This is a genomic window from Hoeflea phototrophica DFL-43, assembly GCF_000154705.2.
GTDB lineage: Bacteria > Pseudomonadota > Alphaproteobacteria > Rhizobiales > Rhizobiaceae > Hoeflea > Hoeflea phototrophica.
On record NZ_CM002917.1, the window covers coordinates 3,330,947 to 3,353,823 of the forward strand.

The following is a 22,877-nucleotide window of genomic DNA, read 5'->3' on the forward strand; positions in this document are numbered from 1 at the left end:
TGTCCTTCCAATGGAAAAGGACTTTTGGCGCTCATCACACAAGCCGTGATCAGCACACTTCCTCCATCTCAAAGTGGCGCGGCGACGAGGAACAGGACCGATTGTTTTCCGGCAATCGCCGAAATGAGAGATGCACGCATGAGAACGGCGAGTCGCTTCGACACCTACAAAACCTGGATAGATCCTGTGAGACAGCAGGCTCTGGCCAAAGCCTATTGCCCCATCGTCCGCGTTCTCTTGCTTCCTGGGGCGGCTTACTACCTGTATGTTACCTGGGCCCACTGGCGCGATGAAACAGGCCTGTCCCTCCTCATCCTCGGCTCAATCACCTCAGTCACGGCACTATGCTTTCTGCTGATAAGGCAGTTCATGGTCTCGGAAGAATCCGTGACTTTGGCGCGCTTGGAACTTGCCGGCTTCATTGCAAATTTATTAATATATTTCAACGTCTTAATATACACAATCATGAATTTCGAGCAAACCAAGCTCATCTATTTTGCGCTGATGGCAGTGATTTTTTCGACCACAGGCGTGACGCTTCGTTCCACCCTGTTCACGATTTTCCTGTCGTTGGCGACATTGTTCTGGTTCGCGTCTGACTTATCGCCTGAACTCTTCAATCAGTATGTCTCCATCGGGGTCGCCACCGCTGTCGCATCATTGTGCATGGCAACGCTTTTGCGCAAGGCAATCTTCCGGCAGATCGATGCGCGTCTGCTTGCAGACAAATTGACAGCCAAGGCACAGCGCCTGGCAGATACTGACATGCTGACCGGCGTACCAAACCGACGCGCCGTGTTTGAGAAGATCGATTATTTTGTCAAACAGGGCAGACCGTTCTGGATGGGCATTCTGGACCTCGATGGCTTCAAGGCGATCAATGATGTGTATGGCCACATAATGGGCGATCGCCTGCTGTGCGCCATCGTCGATCGCGCCAAAGACATCAATCTTGAGGGCGTCACTTTCGGGCGTATTGGTGGCGATGAATTCATTGCCATTCTTCCCGGAACAATGACTGAAGAAGAAGTCAAACGTCTTGGCAAAGACACCATAGATGCGATCAGCAGCCCCTACCCGATGGACCTTCTTGAACTCACGATCGGCGCCTCGGCCGGATTTGCGCACTTCCCAAGCATGGGGTCATCATCTGCCCAGCTCTACGAAAAGGCGGATTTCGCGCTCTACAAGGCCAAGGCCCACCAACGAGGCCAGTGCATTCTGTTTGACACCGCTGAAGACAAGGAAATGAAGCAGGCGATCGAGATCGAACGCGAATTGCGAGAATGCGATCTCGAAAACGAACTCTTCCTTCTGTTTCAGCCGCAGTATTCACCGAGCCTTCAAAAGGTTGTCAGCTTTGAAGCTCTGGCCCGTTGGCAAAGCCCGAAGCTCGGTCTTGTGCAGCCAGATCAGTTCATACGCGCGGCGGAACGGTCCGGCCACATCCGCAAGGTGACCGGTATCCTGTTCAACAAGGGGCTCGACGCACTGGCCAAGTGGCCGCGGGACATCAGCTTTTCCTTCAACCTGTCGGCCCAGGACATCTCGGACCGATCCTTTATCCTGTCTCTGTTGTCCGCAATCATGAAGTCAGGGATCTCGCCGCACCGGATCGAGTTCGAGATCACCGAGACTGCCGTGATGTCCGATCTTGAAACCTCCAGGCAGCTTCTTCAGACATTGCGCTCCAGCGGCTGCAAGATCGCTCTCGATGATTTCGGATCGGGGTATTCGAGCTTTGAATATCTCGACCAGTTGCCGCTCGACAAGGTCAAGATCGACAGGAGCTTTATCCGCAAGGTTCCCCACAGCGACACATCGCGCGAAATTGTGGCCGGCGTTATCGGGTTGTGCCGGAAACTCGATCTGCGTTGCGTTCTTGAAGGCGTGGAAACCGAAAGTGAAATGGCAATCCTGTCCCCGATGAAACCGGATCTGATCCAGGGATACCTGTATGGCAAACCGATGAAGGACAGCGATGCACGGGACATGATCGACCGGCAGCAGGAACAATCCAATCACGGAAACGCCGCCCCGGATCAACACGAGGGCCTGTCAGCCTTGAGTTGAGCTCCAAGACACCCCCCTTCTTCCGTCTCAAAGGCGGGAGCACAAGGGTCTTAAGGGAACAAGAACCCAGATTGGGACTATGCTTTCCAGGGCTCATCCTGATTTTTGCGGGCATCGCCTCAAAAGGCGGGACACGCGGAATCAAAATCCAAGCGAAGACAAAAAAAGAGTGGCCCAATCGGGGGTCAGGCGCTTTTCGCCTGAAAGACTGTCTCGGTGGGAGAACCGGGTCCGAAGCAGAACATCACTCTGTTACGCCCGCTGGTCTTGGCCCGATACAGCAGCTTGTCGGCACGGGAAAAGGTCTGGCTGAACGTTTCGTTTTCCGAGCAGCGGGCAATCCCGGCGGAAACCGTCACCTGCACGACGGAATCATCCACCTCAATTTGAAGACCGGCAATGCGCATACGAGCCAATTCGCTCAGTGCCGCGAATTCTCCAAAAGGCACCTCGCCGCTGAACACAGCAAATTCCTCTCCGCCGAGACGGGCACACAGAGACCTATCGCCAAACACCGTAGACAACATGTTTGCGACTTCGCCGATCACCTTGTCGCCGGCCGAGTGGCCATGAGAATCATTGACAGTCTTGAACCGGTCGATATCGAAAACAACCATGGTCTTTTCGCCCTCGGTGGTTTCGAAGGCTGTCAGGAAGGCCCGTCTGTTGGCAAGCCCTGAAAGCATGTCTGTGCGGCTCAGCCACTCCAGCTCATCGCGCGACACACCCAGATCATGAATTGCAAATCCGACCGCAATGTAAGCGGCAACAGAAATCGTAAAGGCAATGGGCGGCGTCAGAACCGTGGCAAGGAACAGCGCGTCGCCCATTTTCTCATAGGGCATCAGGCCTGAAAAATAGAGCAGACCATGGAGAGAAAGATTGAGAAGATAGGCAACCAGTGAAACCTTGAGGCCAACCAGGACGGACTTCCGGCACACGTCACCGTAGGAGGAAAACTCCCCGAGCATAAGCTGCTTTACAATCCAGTCACGTATCATGGCAACCACTGTTTCACCTCCATCGGCGCGACGGAAGCTAGGCTGGTAGCCTTAACAATGTCCTTCAAAAGCATGGCCAGATCCGACACTCGCCTAGGGCTGGGCGCTGTTATCCACAGCTATTTCCATTCAGAATGTGCGGCTGAACGGCTTGATCCGGTTGGTTCCCGGGCTCTCACCGCCGTCAGCGGAAAAGACCTGTTCCCAACGGCAGCTTTCGCTCTCAAATGACGTATTCGCGGCGCAAGTCCTCAAACCGGCATCAGCAAAGAAAGCGGCGGAATTTGACAAGAATGATCAGAGTTGGTGGGTGTCGGCTCTGCGGGAGCGATGGCATGCCAAACGCATTCGCGGCGGTGGCTTGATTAGACCAACTGTCCCAGGAATTCCTGCACCGTCTGTTCAGGATCAAACAGGCCCAGCCGTTTGATCTCCCATTCGAGCCGGACACCGGAATTCTCCAGCACCCGCGCGCGCACGGTTTCGCCGAGGTTTTCGAGTTCATAGCCCGAAGCCGAGCCGGTGTTGATCATGAAGTTGCAGTGCATCGGCGACATCTGCGCCCCGCCTACGGTCAAGCCGCGGCAGCCCGCCTCATCAATCACCTTCCAGGCCGAATGGCCTTCCGGATTCTTGAAGGTCGATCCGCCGGTTTTCTCCCGGATCGGCTGCACCGTCTCGCGATGATGCTGCACGGCATCCATGGCTTGCCGGATCTCGTCCTTGTCTGCGGGCGCGCCCTCGAAGATGGCGCGGGTAAAGATCAGGTCCTTGGGTGCGGAGGAATGCCGGTAGGCGTAGCCCATATCGGCATTGGACAGCACATGGCGTTCGCCCTTGCGATCGACAGCATGAACCTCGACCACGCGCTCGCGGGTTTCAACGCCATTGGCCCCGGCATTCATCCGCAGGGCGCCGCCAATCGCGCCGGGAATGCCATGATAGAAATGAAACCCGCCAAGCCCGGTCTCGAGCGCCAGCGCGGCAAGATGCTTGTCGGGGCAGACGGCGCCGGCCATAAGCCGTGTGTCCGAGACCTGCTCGGCCCGGCCAAAGCCCTTGGCCGACAGCCGGATGACCACACCCGGAATGCCGCCATCCCGCACCAGCAGATTGGAGCCGATGCCAACCGGCAGCACCGGAACCTCTTCAGGCAACACGGTGAGAAACGCCGAAAGATCGTCCTCATCGAGCGGTTGGAACAAGAGTTCAGCCGGACCACCGGTACGGAACCAGGTGACCTTCGACATCTCGGCATTCGGCGTCAGCCGCCCGCGAACATCGTCCAGTTTGCCACTGAGCGACGCAAGCAGCTTTTCTCCATCGACCTGCAGCGCCTTCATGCACTGTTCTCCGCATCAGGCTTGAGCGTATTGAGCTCCTTGGGCAACTGGTTGGCCCATTGGGTGATGGTGCCTGCCCCGAGCAACACCACATAATCGCCCGGTTTGGCGATGTCGGCAATGATCGGCGCAAGAGCTGAAGGTCCGTCCACCAGACGAACGTCACGATGGCCGCCCGCCTTCATGCTCATCACCAGATGCGCGGAATCAATGCCCTCGATCGGATCTTCGCCCGCAGCATAGACCGGCGCCAGCATCACCGTGTTGGCATCGTTGAAGCAGGCGGAAAAATCATCAAACAGGCTGGAGAGCCTTGAAAAGCGGTGCGGCTGGTGCACCGCGATGACCCGTCCCTGACAGGCATCGCGCGCTGCCGAGAGCACCGCCTTGATCTCGACGGGATGGTGGCCGTAATCGTCGAAGATCTCGACCCCGTTCCAGGAACCGGTGTGGGTGAAGCGGCGCTTGACCCCGCCGAACTGACCCAGCCCCTTGGAGATCTGATCAGGCGTCAGGCCCAGCTCGAAGGCGACCGCAATTGCGGCAACCGCATTCGACACATTGTGCTTGCCCGGCATCGGCAGCCGCAGATCCTTCAGCTCGACCGTCTCGCCGGTCTTGCGGCTGTTGATCACAACGTCGAACACCGATACCGGCCCGTCCATGCGGTGGTTGAAAAAGCGCACATCCGACTGCGGGTTTTCGCCATAGGTGATCACCCGGCGGTCCTCGATGCGGCTGACCAGAGCCTGCACTTCCGGATGGTCAAGACACATCACGCCGAAGCCGTAAAACGGCACATTCTCCGCAAACTGACGAAACGCAGCACGCGCCGCGTCAAAAGTGCCGTAGTGGTCGAGATGCTCGGGATCGATGTTGGTGATGACCGCAATCTCGGCGGGTAGTTTAAGGAACGTGCCGTCGCTTTCGTCGGCCTCCACCACCATCCACTCGCCCTCGCCCATGCGCGCATTGGTGCCATAGGCATTGATGATGCCGCCATTGATCACCGTGGGATCCAGCCCGCCGGCCTCCAGAAGCGTTGCCACCATGGATGTGGTCGTGGTCTTGCCGTGGGTGCCGCCAATGGCAATCGCATTGCGGAAGCGCATCAGCTCGGCCAGCATTTCGGCCCGGCGCACCACCGGAAGCAGCCGCTCGCGCGCCGCCATCAGTTCGGGATTGCTCTTCTTGATCGCGGTCGAGACCACAACGACTTCGGCATCACCGAGATTGGCCGCCGAATGGCCGATATGCACCTCAATGCCCTTGTCCCTGAGCCGCTGCACATTGGCGCTTTCGGACTGGTCCGAGCCCTGCACCTTGTAGCCGAGATTGTTGAGCACCTCGGCAATCCCGCTCATGCCGATGCCGCCAATGCCGATAAAGTGAACGAGGCCGATGGTTTGCGGCATTTTCATGCGGATGTGCTCCTGAACTGTTCCGGGCTGATACCTTCCGAGATAGCCTCCGCCAGATTGGCAAGCAAGCGCGCGGCATCAGGTTTTCCCGTGGCCTGCGCTGCTGCGGCTGTGGCTGCAAGGCCTGCGGGATCGTTCATACGCTCGGCGATCATGTCGGACAACATTTGCGCCGAGAGCTCGGACTGCCGGACCACGCTGGCCCCTCCCTTGGCCATCAGCGCCGCCGCATTGGCAGCCTGATCATGATCAAGGGCGTGAGGGTAAGGCACCAGAATGGCCGAACGTCCAATCACCGCGATCTCCGAAACGGTCGATGCGCCCGAGCGCGAGATCACCAGATGTGCGGCTCCGATGCGCGCTGCCATATCGGTGAAGAAGGGAGAGACATCAGCCTTGACGCCAAGCTCGATGAGCCGGGCGCGGACCTGCTCCTCGTCCTCGGGTCTGGCCTGCTGGGTCAGCTCAAGCCGCGCCCGCAGCGGATCTGGCAACAGCGCGATCGCTGAAGGAATGGCATCGGAGAAGAACTGCGCACCCTGGCTGCCGCCAAACACAACAAGCCGGAATGGTTCATCATCCTTCGACGGTTTAAAGGGAATGGCAGCTGCCGCCAGCACCTCCGGCCGCACCGGGTTGCCGGTGATCACGGTCTTGGCCGCATGCGTGCCCTGACCTTCTGGCAGGAAACCGCCGGCAATTGCCTTGACGCGGGTGGCCAACGCCTTGTTGGCGCGTCCCATCACCGCATTCTGCTCATGGATCATCGTTGGCAGACCGGCATTCGAAGCCGCCAGCAGCGGCGGGATTGTCGGATAACCGCCAAATCCAATCACCGCGTCAGGCCGGATTTTCCGGATCAGCGCACCGGCCTCGCGCACGCCGGAAAACAGCGTCCACAAGGCCTTTACCAGCTTGATCGGGTTCTTCGAGCCGATGGTTGCAGAGCGTACGATATGGATTTCGGATGCGGGAAACTTGCCGGCAAAGCGTTCGGCACGGCTGTCCGTCACCAGATGCACGCGATGGCCGCGCGCCACCAGCTCATGCGCCAGCGCCTGAGCGGGAAACAGATGTCCGCCGGTGCCGCCCGCAGACAGCAGAAAGAGTTTGCCCTTAGCCATGAATTCTACTCCGCCGCCACACTCTCGGCCGCCCGGAAGAACGGTCTCGGTTGTGCCCGGTTTTCCGGCCTGCGTCGGGTGAGCGCCAGCAGGAAGCCCGCCGTGATCGCCACCGCAATCATCGACGAACCACCATAGGAGACCAGCGGCAACGTCATGCCCTTGGCCGGCAGCAATTCGAGATTGACCCCAATATTGATGAAGGACTGGAAGCCGATCAGCAGCGACAATCCAGCCACGGCGAGCCGTGTGAAATCATCCTGAAGCGCACCAGCGCGGGTCAGCCCACGCAGCACCACGAAGGCGAACAGCGCCACCAGCACCATGCAGAACACGATCCCGAACTCCTCGGCGGCCACCGAGAAGACGAAATCGGTGTGGCTGTCGGGCAGGATTCGCTTAATCGTCCCCTCGCCCGGCCCCTGGCCGAACCAGTCACCGCGAATGATGGCCTCGCGCGCCGTGTCGATCTGGAAGCTGTCTCCCTCGCCAAACAGGAAGCCGTTGATGCGCTCGGCCACATGCGGGAACACCACATAGGCCGAAACAAAACCCAGAATAGCCAGTCCGCCCAGGAGCAGGATCCAGAACCAGGACATGCCGGCCATGAAGAACATCCCACCCCAGACAGCGGCCGTCAGCATGGTCTGGCCAAGGTCCGGCTGCGCCACCAGAAGGGCTGCGACAATGCCGAACAGGATGATGGCGAACAGATTGCCCGGGATTTCGGGATGGCGTGACCGCTCCGAAAACAACCATGCGCAGATCACCACGAAGGCCGGTTTCATGAACTCGGACGGCTGAACCGAGATTCCCATGATCGAAATCCAGCGTCGCGACCCCTTGATCTCAACACCGAAAAACAGCGCCAGCACCATCATCGCGATCGCTCCGATCAGAAGCAGCAGAGCCAGCCGCCGCACCTGCCGCGCGTTCAGAAACGACACCCCGATCATCACCGCAAGCGCCGGCAGCAAAAACACCCCGTGACGTTCGACGAAATGGAAACTGTCAAGCCCGAGCCGCTCCGCCACCGCCGGGCTGGCTGCAAACGACATCATCAGTCCAATGCCCATAAGGGCGACAAAGGCCGCCAGGAAAAGCCGATCAATGGTCCAGAACCAGTCCGCGACCAGCCCGCGTTCAGCACGGCTAACCATTCAATTCTCCTTTGCGCCCGACCTCCACAAGCATTTCAATATCATCCAACGCTGCCACGAGGCTTACGAAGGCGTCGCCGCGGACTTCGAAATTCCGGTACTGGTCAAAACTGGCGCAGGCCGGCGACAACAACACCGCCGGCATCTCGGCCGCATCCTGCCCCGCATCACGCGCCGCATTTGCGACCGCACGATCAAGCGTGCCGGAAATCTCGAATGGCGCCCGCTCACCGATGCTTGCGGCAAATTCCGCAGCTGCTTCGCCGATCAGATAGGCCTTCGCAATGCGGGGAAAATATGGCTCCAGCGCAGCAATTCCGCCTTCCTTGGCAAGCCCGCCGGCAATCCAGTAGATCGGTTTGAAGCTCTGCAGCGCAGGTGCCGCGGCTTCCGCATTGGTGGCCTTGGAATCATTGACGAAGACCACGCGTCCTTGCCGCCCAACCGGCTGCATCCGGTGCTTGAGGCCGGGAAAGGTGGCAAGCCCCGTACGGATTTCCGCGTCGCTGAGCCCGGTCACGCGGCAGGCTGCGATTGCGGCAGCGGCATTCTGGGCATTGTGCTGACCGCGCAGGGTCGGGATCCCTGAAAGATCGGCAATCTCCTGCACTGCGCCATCTGCCGCCTGGCGGATCTTGCCGCCATCGGCGAAAATTCCGCGTGACAGCGGCAGCGACTTGGAGATCCGTTCGACCTTGCGCCCGTCCGCCTCGATCTGCGTTGCGATGTCACGGCACCAATCATCATCGACACCGATGATCGCCATGTCACTTTGCGCCACCAGCCGCGTCTTCACCTCGGCATAGTGCTGCATCGACCCATGACGGTCGAGATGGTCGGGCGTAAGATTGAGCAGCAATCCGGCGCTGGGATCGAGAGAGGGGGCCAGATCGATCTGGTAGGACGAACATTCGATCACATAGACCCGGTCATCGGTGAGCGGCTCCAGGGTCAGAACCGCGGTGCCGATATTGCCGCCAAGCTGCGCATCGCGGCCGCTGTGCTCAATCAGGTGGGCAATCAGGGCGGTGGTGGTGGATTTGCCGTTGGTGCCGGTGATGGCGATGAACGCGGCGTCCGGAGCATGGGCCCGGCGCTCGCGTGCAAAGATTTCCACATCGCCGATGATTTCAACCGCATACATATTGGCAAGATCCGCGGTCCAGTGCGGCTTGGGATGGGTGAGCGGGACACCGGGCGCAAGCACCAGCGTCTGGATCCTGGCCCAGTCGATCTCGCGAAGATCCCCCACTGCGATGCCCGCCTTGGCGGCGGCCTCGACCTGGGCCGGATTGTCATCCCAGGCAATCAGCTCGGCACCCCCGGCGACAAGCGACCTGGCGGTGGCAAGGCCCGAGCCGCCCAGCCCGAACAGCGCCACCCGCCTGCCCTTGAATGTCGACGCCGCAATCATGGCCTATCTCAGCTTCAGCGTGGCCAGCCCGATCATGGCGAGGCCCACGGAAATGATCCAGAACCGCACCACAACCTGGCTTTCGGTCCATCCCTTTTTCTCGAAATGATGGTGGATCGGCGCCATCAGGAAGACCCGTTTGCCGGTTAGCTTGAACGACGCCACCTGGATGATCACCGACAGCGCCTCGATCACGAACAACCCGCCAATGATTGCCATGACGATCTCGTGCTTGGTCGCTACTGCGACCGTGCCGATAAGTCCACCGAGCGCCAGCGAGCCGGTGTCGCCCATAAAGATCGCGGCCGGGGGCGCGTTGAACCACAGGAATCCGAGGCCCGCGCCAATCACCGCACCAAGGATGACGGCAAGTTCGCCGGTTCCAGGAACAAAATGGATCTGCAGGTAATTGGCAAAGACCGCGTTACCGGCGAGATAGGCGATCGCGCCAAACGAGGCAGCCGCGATCATCACCGGAACGATCGCCAGACCGTCAAGCCCGTCGGTGAGATTGACCGCATTGCCCGCCGACACGATCACGAATGCACCAAACACGATAAAGAACCATCCCAGATCAAGAAGCAGGTCCTTGAAGAACGGAAACGCCACCGACGAACCGAATTCGGCTCCGCTAGCGTTAGAGGCAGCCATCGAGGCCTGCATGATGAAGAACACCGCGATGCCGGCAATGATGAATTCGAGCCCAAGCCGGGCCTTGCCCGAAAAGCCCTTGTCGCTTTGCTTGGTCACCTTGAGATAATCGTCGTAAAACCCGATCGCGCCGAAACCCAGCGTCACCAGAAGCGTGGTCACCACATAAACACTCGAAAGATCCGCCCAAAGCAGCGACGAGCCGACAATGCCCGCCAGGATCATCAACCCGCCCATGGTCGGGGTGCCTGCCTTGAGGAAATGGGTTTGCGGTCCGTCGGCGCGAATTGGCTGACCGCGGCCCTGCCGAACCCTCAAAGACGCGATGATTCGCGGCCCAAACAGGAAGACAATCAGCGCCGAGGTAAACATCGCCGCACCCGTCCTGAAGGTGATATATCTGAAAAGATTGAAGAACTGGATTTGGTCCGCCAAATCCACAAGCCAGATGAGCATGAATTCCAGTCCCCCGAATAATTTCAGTCGTTGGCGTTGCTGTCAGCCAGCACCGGATACTTGTCAAGCAAAGCCTTAACAATGCGCCCGAAACCGATGCCGAGCGAAGACTTCACCATCACCACATCGCCATCCCTGAGCACATTTTTGAGATGGTCTGCCAGGTCATCGGCAGTGTCGCGGTAGACCGTCTCAACCTCATTGCCGAGTTCGTCGCGCAGCGCCTTCATCTCGGATCCTGAAAGGCAAACCATGTCGGCATGCGCCTGGCGGACTGGCTCGGCCAGTTCCCGGTGCACCCGCTCGGCGAATTTGCCCATTTCCAGCATGTCACCCAGCACCGCAATGCGCCGCCCTCTCAGCCGCACAGGCGTGTCGCGCAACAATTCGAGCGCCGCGCGCATCGAGGCCGGATTGGCGTTGTAGCTCTCATCAATCAGGACAAAGCTTCCGCCGTCGATCGAGAGTTCATGGCGCGCCCCGCGCCCCTTCTCCGCAGAGATTGCGGCCAGTGCATGGCTTGCCTTCGCAAGGTCAGCGCCAGCCAGCTGAACCGCGCCGAGCACCGCAAGCGCGTTCTGAACCAGATGGCGGCCGGGCGCGCCGATCTTGACGACAACATCATCCTTGCCGATCCGTGCGGTGATGGTCGAGCAATCGGCAAGAAGCTTGCAATTGAGAAGCCGGTAATCCGCCTTGGCATGCTCGCCGAAGGCCAGAACCTTGGCTGAGCTCAGTTCGGAGGCCCGCTTCTTCAGCCAGCTGAATTTCTCATTGTCCCGATTGAGCAGGACGTGGCCGTTCTTGACCACACCTTCCATGATTTCGGCCTTGGCAGCGGCGATCTCGGTGAGGTTCTTGAAGTTGCCAAGATGGGCTGCGGCAATGGTGGTGATGATCGCCACATGCGGACGCACCATCTTGACCAGCGGCCGGATTTCATCGGGATGGTTCATGCCCACTTCAAAGACGCCGTATTGAGCGCTCGCCGGCATCCGCGCCAGCGTCAGCGGCACGCCCCAGTGATTGTTGAAGGAGGCGGCAGAGGCATGCACTTCGCCTGATGGCTCAAGCGCCCGGCGCAGCATCTCCTTGCTCGAGGTCTTGCCCACCGATCCGGTGATCGCGATGATCTTCGCCTCCGAGCGCGCCCGTGCCGCCCGGCCCAGATCCTCAAGCGCTGACAGCACGTCATTGACCACGATCATAGGCGCAGTCAGCCGTCCAAGCGCAGGCAATTTGGCTTCCGCGACCACCAGCAGTGCCGCACCAGTTGCAATTGCCGCACTGGCGAAATCATGTCCGTCAAACTTATCACCCTTGATGGCGAAGAAGGCATCCCCTTCCCCAACCGTCCGGCTGTCAATTGAAATCCCGGTCACCCCGTCGGGTAGGTTGCCCAAGGGACGGCCGTCCATGGCCTCGGTCATCTCTTGAACGGTCCACAGCAAGCTCATGCGCTCACCCCCTTTAACGCGGCACGGATTTCCTCATGATCGGAGAAATGCAGAACGGTGTCTCCAACCGTTTGCCCCTGCTCATGCCCCTTGCCTGCGACGATTAGCGTGTCCCCGGCCTCAAGCATCTCAACCGCCGTGCGAATTGCCTCTGCCCGGTCCGCGATCTCCGTGGCGCCAGGTGCCGCAACCAGGATTTCACTTCGGATTTCTGCCGGGTCTTCCGTGCGCGGATTGTCGTCGGTCACGATCACCACATCGGCGAGCTTGGTGGCGATCGACCCCATGATCGGACGTTTGCCGCGGTCCCGGTCTCCGCCGCAGCCAAACACCATGATGATGCGGCCGGTGGTGAACGGACGCACCGCGTCGAGGACATTTTCCATGGCTTCAGGCTTGTGCGCATAATCGACATAGGCCGGCGCGCCGTCCCCGGTCGATCCGACCAGTTCGAGACGGCCAGATGCACCGGTGAGATGCTCGAGCGCGGCCATGGCCTGATCCGCTCCTGTGCCCGTGGCAATCGCCATGCCGGCTGCCACCAGCGCATTGGAAATCTGAAAGTCGCCGGCCAACGGCACATGAATTTCGAAGATACGTCCGTCGAGATGCACTTCAGCAATCTGCTTGTGGCGCAGATGCTCAACCCGTTTGAGGCTCAGGAATCCGCCCTTGCGGCCCACGGTCAGCACCCGCGCGCCGGCTCTTTCGGCAACTTCGACAGCTTGTTCAGACCAGGGATCATCGGCAAAGATAACCGCCGGCGCACCCTTGGGCAACAAGGTGTCAAACAGGCGCATCTTCGCAGCCATGTAATCTTCCATGGTCGGGTGGTAATCCATGTGGTCGCGGCCAAGATTCGTAAAACCCGCGACACTGAGCATCACACCGTCAAGCCGGCGCTGGTCAAGGCCATGGCTTGAAGCCTCCATCGCCGCATGGGTGACACCTTCGCTTGCCAGCTCCGCGAGAAGCCGGTGCAGAGCCACCGGATCGGGTGTCGTCAGCGATCCGTATTCGCTCCGTCCCGGCGCGACGACGCCAGTGGTGCCCAGCATTGCAGCCTTTTCACCCGCATGGGCCCAGATCTGACGCAGGAAAGAGGCAACCGAAGTCTTGCCCGCCGTCCCGGTCACCGCCGCCATCACGCGTGGCTGCGGTCCGAAAAAGGCTGCGGCCATGCGCGCCAGCGCCAACCGCGGATCGTCGCTGCGCAACACCGCCACACCGTCCGTGGAGATACCGGCACCGCTCGCAGCCACGATTGCGGCGGCCCCCTTCGAGATGGCTTCCTGCACAAACCTTGCCCCATCCGTCTTGACCCCGGCGAGGGCAAAAAACAGATTGCTCGGCTCGACCACACGGCTGTCGGCCGTCAGGCCGGTGACAGAAAAATCCAGGTTCGCCGACGACGGTGCTGAGAGGGTTCCAGGTGGCAGGGCCGAGATCAGGGCTGATAGGTTCATAAAATGCTCAGGTCTTTCGTTTGCGTTGCGGCCGGGCTAGCCCTGCCCGCCGCTTGTGGTGTCAATATGACAAGGACAACGCCTGAGCGCCATTTCCGAAATGCGGCCTGATCCCAAGAAACGCACCCGAGCGGCGGATGATCGCGCCCACCGTCGGTGCAGTGTTGAGACCCGCGGTTGCGGACGGCTTGCCCTCTTCCGGCTTGGGCTCATCGATCACCACCAGCACCACATATTGAGGATTGTCGATCGGGAAAGCGGACAGGAAGGCATTGAACCGCACTGCCGAGGAGTAGCGTCCGTTGACCACCTTTTCGGCGGTCCCGGTCTTGCCGCCGACATCAAAACCCGGAACCTGGGCGCGCCGGCCCGAACCCTTGGCCACATTCATCTTCATCAGGTCACGCATGTACAAGCTGGTCGTTGGGTCAAGCACCTGAACCGCAAGGCTTTCAGCAGTCTTCTGATTCGCGGCAGGAATGTCGGTTCGATCAGCTTGCCGCCATTCATCAACGCTGCCGCAGCCACCGCGGTCTGAAGCGGTGTCGTCGAACACCATGGCCGAAGGAAATGGTGATCGAGTTGATCTTCTTCCATTCCGCCGGCTGGTGCGGCATCGCAACCTCGGGGAGTTCCGTCTGCATCCGGGTGAGAAGCCCCAGCCGGGTCAGAAACTCCTTATGCCCCTCAATGCCCACCAAATCGGCCATCCGCGCCGTGCCGATATTGGAGGAATAGATGAAGATCTCCGGCACGGTGAGCACCCGGTTCTTGCCGTGGAAATCAGAAATCGTGAAGCCGCCAATCCGGATCGAGCCGCGTGCATCGAAGGAATCGGTCATCTTCACCTTGCCCGAATCGAGCGCCATTGCCGTGGTGAAGGCCTTGAAGGTCGAGCCCATTTCGTAGGTGCCCGCAGACATCCGGTTGAGCCGGTCCTTTTGGAGCGCTTCGACCGGATTGTTCGGATCGTAGTCGGGCAGTGACGACATGGCGAGCACTTCGCCGGTGTGGATATTGAGCACCACGCCCGCCGCCGCGATCGCCTTGTAGCGGTCGATTGCCGCGGCCAGCTCATCGCGCAGCACATGCTGGACCCTGAGATCCAGAGAAAGCCGCACCGGATTGAGATCCTCGTTGAACGTCATGCCAACGGCCGCAAGGTCGCCGAGCCCCTGCCCGTCGACATATTTCTCCATGCCGGCGATGCCCTTGTTGTCGATGTTGACGTGACCGACAACATGCGACGCGGTCGGGCCGCCCGGATAGAAACGGCGGGTCTCGGGCCGGAATCCGACACCGGGAATGCCCAGCGCCAGGATCTGGCTCTGCTGCTTGGGGGTGAGCTGACGTCGCAGCCACTGGAAGCGGGAATTGGAAGAAAGCTTGCGGTGGATATCCCGCAGGTCAAGATCGGGCAGCACCGTCGCAAGCAATTCGACGGCCTCGTCGGCATCGACAATCTTGTTCGGTTCCGCAAACAGCGACACCGTGCGGATGTCCGTGGCCAACACCTCGCCATTGCGGTCCAGCAGATCAGGACGCGAGGCCAGCAGCTGATTCGAGCGGTTGATCGAGGACACGATTTCCGGTGCCTTTAGACCAAAATAGACCAGCCGGCCGCCAATCACGGAGTAAAGCACGCCGAAACAGGCAATGGCGATGATGATGCGGTTTTTAGCCTGATCGCCCTGCGCCTTACGCACACCTTCGAATTCGAGATGGGTCCGGCCCGCGGCCGCATGCGCAGCGCGCCTGGGGGCAAAACTGCGGAAAAATGCGCCAAGGCCGCTCATGGGTTCACCGACCCGGTTGTCAGCGCCGCATCGGCGTCGCCATCTTCGTTTTCGGCCACCAGCGGCGCAAAGTCGCTGGCGCGTCCGGGCAATTCGTCAGGTGCCGCCATCTGGAAGGTCTCGATCGGCTTCAATTGCAATTCTTCTTCAAACGCTTCGGAAAGCCGCTGGAGACGCGATGGCTGGTTGAGCAGGCTCCAGTCGGCCTCGAGCAGGTCGATCGTTTCTTCCTGAAGCTTGATCGCCGCTTGCAGCTCCCGCACCTGCGCGAGCTTTTCCTCGGCATTGTGCTTGATCTGATAGGTGATTGTCGCCGCAGTGATCATCGCGCCGACCAGCACCAGGTCGAGAGTTCGCAGCATGGCTCAGCCTCCTAACGCAACGAGATTGGGAACCGGCAGGATGTCTGACCCGGTGGGCCCCGCAGGCGCATCCGAACGCAGACCGGCACGAAGTTTGGCGGAGCGGGCGCGCGGATTGGCCTCACACTCCTCCTCGCCCGCGACCACGGGTTGCTTGCCGATGGCGGTAAAGGTTGCCTTGCGCTCCTGCACTGCCGGCAGATGCCGCGATCCGGACGCCTTGCCGGAACGGTCCTGAAAGAAGCGCTTGACGATCCGGTCTTCAAGCGAATGGAAGGTCACCACGACCAGGCGCCCGCCCGGCTTGAGCGCCTTTTCGGCGGCAAACAGCGCGGTGGCAAGTTCGCCCAGCTCGTCATTGACATAGGTGCGCAGCGCCTGGAACACCCGTGTTGCCGGGTGGATCTTGTCCTGCGGCCGGCGCGGCGAGACCTTTTCGATCAGCCCTGCCAGTTGCCGCGTGGTTGAAAAGGGGTGTTTGGCACGCTCGGCCTCGATCGCCCGGGCAATGCGGCCGGCATGCCGTTCCTCACCCAGGATCCCGAAGATGCGGGTCAGATCCGAGGCCTTGGCCCGATTGACCACATCGGCGGCGCTGATCCCGGCCTGCGCCATGCGCATGTCGAGCGGCCCGTCGCGCATGAAGGAGAAACCACGCTCCGCCTCATCGATCTGCATCGAGGAGACGCCGATGTCGAGCACCAGGCCATCTAGGCTGGCTTCCTCGACATGTTCGAGAAGATGCGAGAACTGTGCGTGAATGAGCTTGAGCCGTCCGCCGGACGCCGCCGCCATTTCCGCGCCATTGGCGATGGCCTCGGGGTCGCGGTCAAAGCCGATCACCGAGGCGCCGGCCTCGAGAATGGCGGCGGTGTAGCCGCCAGCGCCAAAGGTGCCATCAACGATGAGCTGCGACGGCGCCGCTTCGAGCGCCGCCAGAACCTCTCGGAGAAGAACCGGAATGTGGCGAACAGGTCCGCCTTGGGCGTCAGAATGTCCTTCGCCCATGTCCGCCGCCATTCCGTTTCTCCATCCGTGATGAACGGTCAGGAACTGGCCGTCCGGTCTTTCCGGGCTTGCGACTGCATTTCCTCGAATGCCGCCGGTGCCCAGAGCTGAAAATGGTCGCCGCGCCCCGCAAACGTCACCTGATCGGTGATGCCCGTGAAATCGCGGATGAAATCCGTCACCAGAAGCCGACCCTCGCCGTCGAGCTTCATGAACACGCCGCCGCCGTGAATGAGCAGCGACATCTTGTTGGCCTCCAGCGAGAAAGGATCCTGTGACCCGATCATCCGCTCGAAGCGCTCCAGCACGTCCGGCCCGGCCATCGAGATCGCCGGAAACACAAAATCCTGCCAGACATAGAGCTCTTCGACGCCCGAACGGGCCAGGACGGCACGAAACATCGAGGGCACGGAAACCCGCCCCTTCGCGTCGATCCTGTTTGTCGCATGCGACAGGAACCGGTTCATTACGCTGTACCGCCGTTTCCGCCTTGTGGCCCCACGCCATCGACCCTCCGCTTCGCCTCAACCGGATTTCGCCCTCTGAAGAACCTTTGGCGGCGAAATTCGCCTGTGCGGCGCCGATGAAGAGCCACGGTTCAAATGAGCAAAAAACGGCGGATGCCCGCCTGCTGATCTTAGGCATTTGGGATATCATGGGCCAATTTGGGCGTCAATGGGAACACGCCCCCTCAAATGCAGTCACGGATGCCCGTTAATACCCCGTCAAGATTAACGAAGGGTTAGGAAAGGTGGACGGAGTGTGAATCGTGTCAGGAAGAAATCGTGCGGATTGCCGGAACGGCTTTTTCAGAGACAGAGGGTCCTGCCCCGGGAAGTTTGCCCGACACAAGCCGCTCGACGACTACATTCATCGCAGCATGATCGGCGATCTTGCCAAAGGTCCGAAGCCGGTCCGGATCTCCAATCATACAGCCCAAAATTTGAAGCGTCAGAGAAGGGCGACTGTTTCTTTTCAAACGTCAGGCTTCTGAATTTAGATTTGTTATAACGTAACATTTTTGTTGTGCGTGTCTGGTAACTGCGATAGATACCTGCCCTGCGATCAACTGGAGTTCGAACAATGCCCGATACCCGCCTGCCAGTCACGGTCCTGTCCGGTTTTCTCGGCGCCGGCAAAACCACGCTGCTCAACCGCGTTCTTAGCAATCGTGAGGGACGCAGGGTTGCTGTCATCGTCAACGATATGTCGGAAGTGAACATCGATGCCGACCTTGTGCGCGCGGATACGGAATTGAGCCGAACTGACGAAACCCTCGTTGAAATGTCCAATGGCTGCATCTGTTGCACGCTGCGCGATGATTTGCTGAATGAGGTTCGGCGCTTGGCCGGCGAGGGCCGTTTTGACTATCTGCTCATTGAATCCACGGGCATCTCCGAACCACTGCCGGTTGCCGCAACCTTCGATTTTCGCGACGAGAATGGCGTCAGCCTGTCAGACGTCTCCCGGATTGATACGATGGTCACGGTCGTCGATGCAGCAAATCTGCTAAACGACTATTCAAGCCATGACTTCCTGAGCGACCGCGGTGAAACGATGGGGGATGAAGACGAGCGCAAGCTTGTGCATCTGCTGACCGACCAGATTGAGTTTGCCGATGTCGTCATCATAAACAAGGTCAAAGATGCTGGCCCTGAGCGGACGGATGCGGCACGCAAGATTGTCCGCAGCCTGAACGCGGATGCGCGGATTATCGAGACCAACCATTCCGATGTTCCAGCGGAGGCAATTCTCGATACCGGTTTGTTTGATTTTCAGAAAGCCCACGAACATCCGATGTGGGCGAAGGAATTGTACGGCTTTGCCGACCATGTTCCCGAGACGGAGGAGTACGGCGTGCAATCTTTCGTCTATCGCGCACGCCAGCCCTTCGTGCCTGAAAAAATCCAAGAGGTTTTGAATGGCGCAATGCCAGGCGTTGTCCGCGCAAAAGGGCATTTCTGGCTCGCCTCTCGACCGGAATGGGTCGCAGAGTTTTCGTTGGCTGGCGCGCTTTCCAGCGTCACTCCGTTGGGACAATGGTGGGCGAATGTTCCGGTAGAACGCAGGCCCACCCATGAAGCCGCTCGCGCTTATCTTCAAGCAAACTGGCAAGAACCCTGGGGTGATCGTCGTCAGGAGATCGTGTTTATCGGTGTGGGCATTGATTGGATCGCGCTGAAAGCGCGTCTGGACGCCTGCCTGGTTCCAGCTTCGGAAGCCTCATGTCTGGACGATTTGCCGGATTATGTCGACCCCTTCCCGCTCTGGCGCCGTGCGGAACAAGCGGCATGAATGTGGTTCGAACAGATGCGTAAAACCTTGGCGATTGCACTCGCGGATTTAACGGAAGCTTTAGCCAGCTAGCGGGATCTCTGGTGTCGTCGTCTTGGTCTGGCAGGATATAGGCGGCACCATGTTTGATACTCTGCCGTTGTTGGGGAAAGTGCTGGGTCTGAAAACAGCGGTTTTAAACGCTTTCGCCCTGATCACGGTCGGCAGCCTACACCATACCGAAAGCCCCGGAGCCGTTCTAGGTGCCCGGTGGCCTCTCAGCCGATCATCACCGGCCCGAACAGCACCAGGATCCCGGCCACCGCGAAACCCACGCGCAGCATCGGCGCAAACGCCCCGATCAGCGCATAGGAAATCAGGCCGAGGCCAAACCCTATCTGCACAAGTGCAATGACGGCGGCCATCGGGTCGGTTGCCAGGGCAATGATCGAGGGATTGGCAACCATCGTCAACGGAATGAAGTACAGCCCGACGCCCAGACTCATCGCGGTCAGCGCCACCTTGAGCCAGTTCTCGCCGATCATGCCCGCCGCGATGAACACCGCACCGCAGACCGGCGGCGTGATGGTCGACAGGAGTGCAAACCAGAACACGAACAGATGCGCCTGCAGCGGCTCGAGCCCCAGCTGGATCAGCGCCGGCCCGGCGACCGAAACGCAGATCACATAGGCGGCTGTGGTCGGCACCTCCATGCCCAGCACCAGGCAGGCGAGCGCGGTCAGAAGCAGCGACGGCCACAACAGGCCGCCCGATGCCGACAGGATCAGCGAGGTGATCTTCACCCCCAGCCCGGTTATCGACAGCACGCCGATGATAATCGAAGCACACAGGATGATGGCCGCGATCATCGACACCTGCCGCGCGGCGTTGAGAATCGCATTCTCCAGCCTGCCCAGTGTCCGGCCGAAATCAAACGTGCCGTCGGCATGGAAGAACAGCATCACAAAGCCGACCAGGATCGCCATGCAGGCAGCATATTGTGGAGTGTAGCCCGCGCCGAACATGCCCCACATCAGCACCGCAAAGGGAACGGCAAAGAACGCCGAGGTGATGATCACCGCGCGCAGACCGGGGCGGTCTTCTTCCGCAAGGCCACCCAGCTCATGACGCCCGGCATAGGCGTTGATCCCAACCCAGACGGCAAAGAAATACAACAGTGCAGGCAACACTGCCGCCGCCATGATCGCGGTGTAGGGCACACCCGTCAGCTCGACCATGACGAAAGCGCCCGCCCCCATCAGGGGCGGCATGATCTGGCCGCCCGAGGACGCCACCGCCTCGACCGCCGCAGCCAGCCGCTTGGGATAGCCGAGCTTCGTCATTGCCGGAAGCGTGATCGCCCCGGTGGAGGCGACATTGGCCGAAGCCGAGCCGGAGATCGAGCCAAACAGCGCCGAGGAAATCACCGATACCTTGGCGGCTCCACCCTTGAGCCGCCCCGCCGCTGCCGAGGCAATGTTCATGAAGCCCTGCCCCGCCTCGCCGGCATTGAGGACCGCACCGAAGATTACAAAGATCGCCACCACGCTCACCGAGACGCCCGCCAGGCTGCCCCAGATGCCGCCCTCGGCAATTGTCAGCGTGCCCAGAAAACTGGCAAGCGGCGTGCCCGAATGACCGAATTCGCCCGGGATGTATTGACCGAAAAGCCCATAGAGCAAAGCCAGCAACGCCACCAGCGGCAGCGGCCAGCTGATAGCCCGGCGCGCGGCTTCCAGCACCACGACGAGCAGCACGACGGCAACGCCAATCTGAAGATTACCCTCGAGAAACCCGTATTGATCGCCAAGCGCCGACTGGTTCCAGGCGATCCAGGCACTCGCGGCGATCCCCAAGGCACAGAACGCAATTCCACTCAGGCGGGCAAATCTGCCACCGTCGGCAAACAGGAAAATCCACGGCAGCGCCAATGCCAGATGCAAAGGCCGGCTCACCAGATTGGGGACCAGCCCCCAGAAGATCAGGCCCAGATGAAATGCCACCAGGCATGCAGCACTGGCGATCATGGCCATTCGCATCCGACAGGCTCCTGTAGTTCAAGATGATGCTTTGCCGGCATCCGGCCGACGCGCTCCCCGGCCAATGAAAGCCGGAGAGCGCGGAACCAGTGGCGCCAGATTGAAAGCGCAGGACGGACTTACTGCTGCTCAGCAGTCAGCTCAAACCCGGCTTCGGTGTAGTAGCGGATCGCGCCCGGGTGCAGCTTGCCGGTGATGTTGGACATCAGCGCCGCATCGACTCCGTTCCACCAAGGAGCACTTTCGGCCATGGCGGCCTTGCTTTCCCAGAACGTCTTGGTCAGCTCATAGGCCGCGTCATCGCTCATCGCCGTGGTGGTGAAGGCCGCCACCGGCAGCGAGGTGGTGGTGATGTCGTTGTCCTGGCCACTGTAGGTGCCTGCGGGGATGACCAGCTTCGCACGCTTGGTTTCGGCGATCTGCTCATCGCTGAGCGACAGCACCACCACATCCGCGGAGGCTGCCGCTTCAATAACATTTGGCGCCGGCCATGAGCCTGCTGTTACAAAGCCGTCGATCTGCCCGTTCTTGAGTGCCGGAACGGCGTTGGACAGTTCGACTTCAGCAAGATTGACCTTGCCTTCAAGCCCGAACAGCTTGAGGTACTTTTCGCCCTCCCGGGCGCCGAATGAACCTTTGCCCAGCAGAACGGTCTTGCCTTCCATGCCTGCGAAGTCGGTGACGCCACTGTCAGCGGACATGACGAAATGCATCGTCAGCGACGGGATCGGGAACAGTGCCCGGATCTCGTCGAATTTCGGATCGCTCTTGCCCTCGAACATGGCTTTTCCGCCCTGCGCGAGCTTGACCAGCACCGGCGGCGTTGTGAAGACATAGTCACCACCGCGCGCTTTGACTTCCATGACGTTTTGAACCGAACCCTGGCTCTCCTCAACGGTGACGATCACCTCACCATCTGTACCGGCCTTCATCGCCTCTGCCAGCTGGACACCCATCTGATAATAGGATGAGCCGGTCTTGGCGGATTTGTAGGTGATGCGCGTTTCAGCAAACGCAGCCGAGGTGACGAAACCGGCGGCGAGACCGAGCGCCAGAACGAGTGAAGTATGTTTCAAGTGCTTTCTCCCAATAAGCTTGTGTTCAGAACTCCTATTCCGAAGGCCGTTCTTCGCATGAAAAATGCCGCTTCGCAATTTACCGGGGGAGACCAAATTTGACGGAGACCGGAAACAGCCCCGGGCACGCAGGAGCGCGCTATCTGCCTGACCGGAAAACGGCATGCCTGAACGGCTATCCCTCGCCGAGCATGATCAGCGTGTTTTGCTTCAAGGTTGCAAGCAGCGAGTGCAGATGATCTGCATCCCGGGCGATGAACTTGTAGCTCGCCGCACTGGCATAGAAGAATTCGGCAAGGGCTTCGGGGCTGCTGCCTTTGGCAGCAAGCGCTTCGCCAAAGGGTTCGAACAGGCAGGTCAGCAGATCGATCTTGCCTTGCTCGGCGGCCATATGCGCGCCCTTCGCGCCATCGCTGTTGCCGATCAGAAGATCGCTGGCGTCAGGCATCTGGCGAACCTGATCGAAGAACTGCACAACGGCTGCGTCGAGAAAGATATCAAGCCGCTCGCCAATGCTCCGGGCGGGACCCCAGCCCTCTTTCACTTCACGGCAGACCTGCTCGGCGATCAGTTCCATTGCAGCCGATATGATCTCTTCCTTGTTGGAATAGCGCGCATAAAGGGTCTGCCGCGAGATCCCTGCCTGTTCGGCAATGTCGCCCATTGTCGCCTTGCGCAAGCCGTAGCGTGAGAACACCGCGATTGCTGCGTCCAATATTTTTTTCTGCCGATCATTCATTTCGAACAACTTGACAT

At 59.9% G+C, this 22,877-nt stretch carries 17 protein-coding genes and 1 pseudogene; 2 read left to right on the forward strand and 16 right to left on the reverse strand.

Annotated features, from left to right (window positions below; translation table 11 throughout):
* Window positions 1-24 precede the first annotated feature (24 nt).
* Window positions 25-2,073, forward strand: a complete 2,049-nt coding sequence (locus HPDFL43_RS21445) for a putative bifunctional diguanylate cyclase/phosphodiesterase (protein WP_210165602.1) — start codon at window positions 25-27, stop codon at window positions 2,071-2,073.
* Window positions 2,074-2,258: 185 nt separating this feature from the next.
* Here HPDFL43_RS21445 and HPDFL43_RS15765 read toward each other — a convergent pair whose 3' ends face one another.
* From HPDFL43_RS15765 to mraZ, 13 genes and pseudogenes are all read right to left on the reverse strand, one after another.
* The gene (locus tag HPDFL43_RS15765) at window positions 2,259-3,074 is read right to left on the reverse strand and encodes a GGDEF domain-containing protein (protein WP_084594679.1); all 816 of its coding nucleotides are present in this window, start codon (window positions 3,072-3,074) and stop codon (window positions 2,259-2,261) included.
* Between the two features lie 365 nt (window positions 3,075-3,439).
* The gene (gene murB / locus HPDFL43_RS15770; protein ID WP_007198378.1) at window positions 3,440-4,417 is read right to left on the reverse strand and encodes a UDP-N-acetylmuramate dehydrogenase; all 978 of its coding nucleotides are present in this window, start codon (window positions 4,415-4,417) and stop codon (window positions 3,440-3,442) included.
* The gene (murC, locus tag HPDFL43_RS15775) at window positions 4,414-5,838 is read right to left on the reverse strand and encodes a UDP-N-acetylmuramate--L-alanine ligase (RefSeq protein WP_007198379.1); all 1,425 of its coding nucleotides are present in this window, start codon (window positions 5,836-5,838) and stop codon (window positions 4,414-4,416) included. The genes murB and murC overlap by 4 nt, the downstream gene beginning before the upstream one ends.
* Window positions 5,835-6,962 (reverse strand): undecaprenyldiphospho-muramoylpentapeptide beta-N-acetylglucosaminyltransferase, encoded by a 1,128-nt coding sequence (gene murG, locus HPDFL43_RS15780; protein ID WP_007198380.1) that lies wholly within the window; start codon window positions 6,960-6,962, stop codon window positions 5,835-5,837. Before murG ends, murC begins: the two co-directional genes overlap by 4 nt.
* A 5-nt stretch (window positions 6,963-6,967) precedes the next feature.
* Window positions 6,968-8,122, reverse strand: a complete 1,155-nt coding sequence (ftsW, locus tag HPDFL43_RS15785; protein WP_007198381.1) for a putative lipid II flippase FtsW — start codon at window positions 8,120-8,122, stop codon at window positions 6,968-6,970.
* Window positions 8,115-9,536 carry a UDP-N-acetylmuramoyl-L-alanine--D-glutamate ligase gene (gene murD, locus HPDFL43_RS15790; protein ID WP_007198382.1) on the reverse strand — a complete coding sequence of 474 codons (1,422 nt, stop codon included), beginning with the start codon at window positions 9,534-9,536 and terminating at the stop codon, window positions 8,115-8,117. The genes ftsW and murD overlap by 8 nt, the downstream gene beginning before the upstream one ends.
* Window positions 9,537-9,539: 3 nt before the next feature.
* Window positions 9,540-10,643, reverse strand: coding sequence for a phospho-N-acetylmuramoyl-pentapeptide-transferase (gene mraY, locus HPDFL43_RS15795; protein ID WP_007198383.1), 1,104 nt, complete (start codon window positions 10,641-10,643; stop codon window positions 9,540-9,542).
* A 23-nt stretch (window positions 10,644-10,666) separates the two neighbouring features.
* Entirely contained in the window at window positions 10,667-12,100 is a 1,434-nt protein-coding gene (locus tag HPDFL43_RS15800) for a UDP-N-acetylmuramoylalanyl-D-glutamyl-2,6-diaminopimelate--D-alanyl-D-alanine ligase (protein ID WP_007198384.1), read from the reverse strand.
* Complete coding sequence (locus tag HPDFL43_RS15805) at window positions 12,097-13,566, reverse strand: UDP-N-acetylmuramoyl-L-alanyl-D-glutamate--2,6-diaminopimelate ligase (RefSeq protein ID WP_007198385.1); 1,470 nt, start codon at window positions 13,564-13,566, stop codon at window positions 12,097-12,099. The genes HPDFL43_RS15800 and HPDFL43_RS15805 overlap by 4 nt, the downstream gene beginning before the upstream one ends.
* 61 nt (window positions 13,567-13,627) lie before the next feature.
* Window positions 13,628-15,362: pseudogene (locus tag HPDFL43_RS15810) on the reverse strand (peptidoglycan D,D-transpeptidase FtsI family protein).
* Entirely contained in the window at window positions 15,359-15,724 is a 366-nt protein-coding gene (ftsL, locus tag HPDFL43_RS15815) for a cell division protein FtsL (protein WP_007198388.1), read from the reverse strand. The pseudogene HPDFL43_RS15810 and the gene ftsL overlap by 4 nt, the downstream one beginning before the upstream one ends.
* 3 nt (window positions 15,725-15,727) lie before the next feature.
* Window positions 15,728-16,744 (reverse strand): 16S rRNA (cytosine(1402)-N(4))-methyltransferase RsmH, encoded by a 1,017-nt coding sequence (gene rsmH, locus HPDFL43_RS15820; protein WP_007198389.1) that lies wholly within the window; start codon window positions 16,742-16,744, stop codon window positions 15,728-15,730.
* 26 nt (window positions 16,745-16,770) lie between these two features.
* Window positions 16,771-17,199, reverse strand: a complete 429-nt coding sequence (gene mraZ, locus HPDFL43_RS15825; RefSeq protein WP_007198390.1) for a division/cell wall cluster transcriptional repressor MraZ — start codon at window positions 17,197-17,199, stop codon at window positions 16,771-16,773.
* A 616-nt stretch (window positions 17,200-17,815) separates the two neighbouring features.
* On the opposite strand from mraZ, the gene HPDFL43_RS15835 reads away from it, so the two are divergent.
* On the forward strand, window positions 17,816-19,027 hold the full coding sequence (locus HPDFL43_RS15835) for a GTP-binding protein (RefSeq protein WP_007198392.1): 1,212 nt from the start codon (window positions 17,816-17,818) through the stop codon (window positions 19,025-19,027).
* Between the two features lie 257 nt (window positions 19,028-19,284).
* Here HPDFL43_RS15835 and HPDFL43_RS15840 read toward each other — a convergent pair whose 3' ends face one another.
* The 3 genes from HPDFL43_RS15840 to HPDFL43_RS21450 form a co-directional block, all read right to left on the reverse strand.
* Entirely contained in the window at window positions 19,285-21,039 is a 1,755-nt protein-coding gene (locus tag HPDFL43_RS15840) for a TRAP transporter permease (protein WP_007198393.1), read from the reverse strand.
* Between the two features lie 125 nt (window positions 21,040-21,164).
* Entirely contained in the window at window positions 21,165-22,121 is a 957-nt protein-coding gene (locus HPDFL43_RS15845) for a TAXI family TRAP transporter solute-binding subunit (RefSeq protein WP_007198394.1), read from the reverse strand.
* A 175-nt stretch (window positions 22,122-22,296) separates the two neighbouring features.
* Window positions 22,297-22,836: a TetR/AcrR family transcriptional regulator gene (locus HPDFL43_RS21450; protein WP_169743257.1), complete on the reverse strand. Its 540-nt coding sequence runs from the start codon at window positions 22,834-22,836 to the stop codon at window positions 22,297-22,299.
* Window positions 22,837-22,877: the final 41 nt, after the last annotated feature.

What these genes read in the sequence shown, in the direction of transcription:
- HPDFL43_RS15765 (WP_084594679.1), bottom strand. Translation starts at nt 3,074, where the DNA reads ATGATACGTGACTGGATTGTAAAGCAGCTTATGCTCGGGGAGTTTTCC.
- murB (WP_007198378.1), bottom strand. Translation starts at nt 4,417, where the DNA reads ATGAAGGCGCTGCAGGTCGATGGAGAAAAGCTGCTTGCGTCGCTCAGT.
- murC (WP_007198379.1), bottom strand. Translation starts at nt 5,838, where the DNA reads ATGAAAATGCCGCAAACCATCGGCCTCGTTCACTTTATCGGCATTGGC.
- murG (WP_007198380.1), bottom strand. Translation starts at nt 6,962, where the DNA reads ATGGCTAAGGGCAAACTCTTTCTGCTGTCTGCGGGCGGCACCGGCGGA.
- ftsW (WP_007198381.1), bottom strand. Translation starts at nt 8,122, where the DNA reads ATGGTTAGCCGTGCTGAACGCGGGCTGGTCGCGGACTGGTTCTGGACC.
- murD (WP_007198382.1), bottom strand. Translation starts at nt 9,536, where the DNA reads ATGATTGCGGCGTCGACATTCAAGGGCAGGCGGGTGGCGCTGTTCGGG.
- mraY (WP_007198383.1), bottom strand. Translation starts at nt 10,643, where the DNA reads ATGCTCATCTGGCTTGTGGATTTGGCGGACCAAATCCAGTTCTTCAAT.
- HPDFL43_RS15800 (WP_007198384.1), bottom strand. Translation starts at nt 12,100, where the DNA reads ATGAGCTTGCTGTGGACCGTTCAAGAGATGACCGAGGCCATGGACGGC.
- HPDFL43_RS15805 (WP_007198385.1), bottom strand. Translation starts at nt 13,566, where the DNA reads ATGAACCTATCAGCCCTGATCTCGGCCCTGCCACCTGGAACCCTCTCA.
- ftsL (WP_007198388.1), bottom strand. Translation starts at nt 15,724, where the DNA reads ATGCTGCGAACTCTCGACCTGGTGCTGGTCGGCGCGATGATCACTGCG.
- rsmH (WP_007198389.1), bottom strand. Translation starts at nt 16,744, where the DNA reads ATGGCGGCGGACATGGGCGAAGGACATTCTGACGCCCAAGGCGGACCT.
- mraZ (WP_007198390.1), bottom strand. Translation starts at nt 17,199, where the DNA reads ATGAACCGGTTCCTGTCGCATGCGACAAACAGGATCGACGCGAAGGGG.
- HPDFL43_RS15835 (WP_007198392.1), top strand. Translation starts at nt 17,816, where the DNA reads ATGCCCGATACCCGCCTGCCAGTCACGGTCCTGTCCGGTTTTCTCGGC.
- HPDFL43_RS15840 (WP_007198393.1), bottom strand. Translation starts at nt 21,039, where the DNA reads ATGGCCATGATCGCCAGTGCTGCATGCCTGGTGGCATTTCATCTGGGC.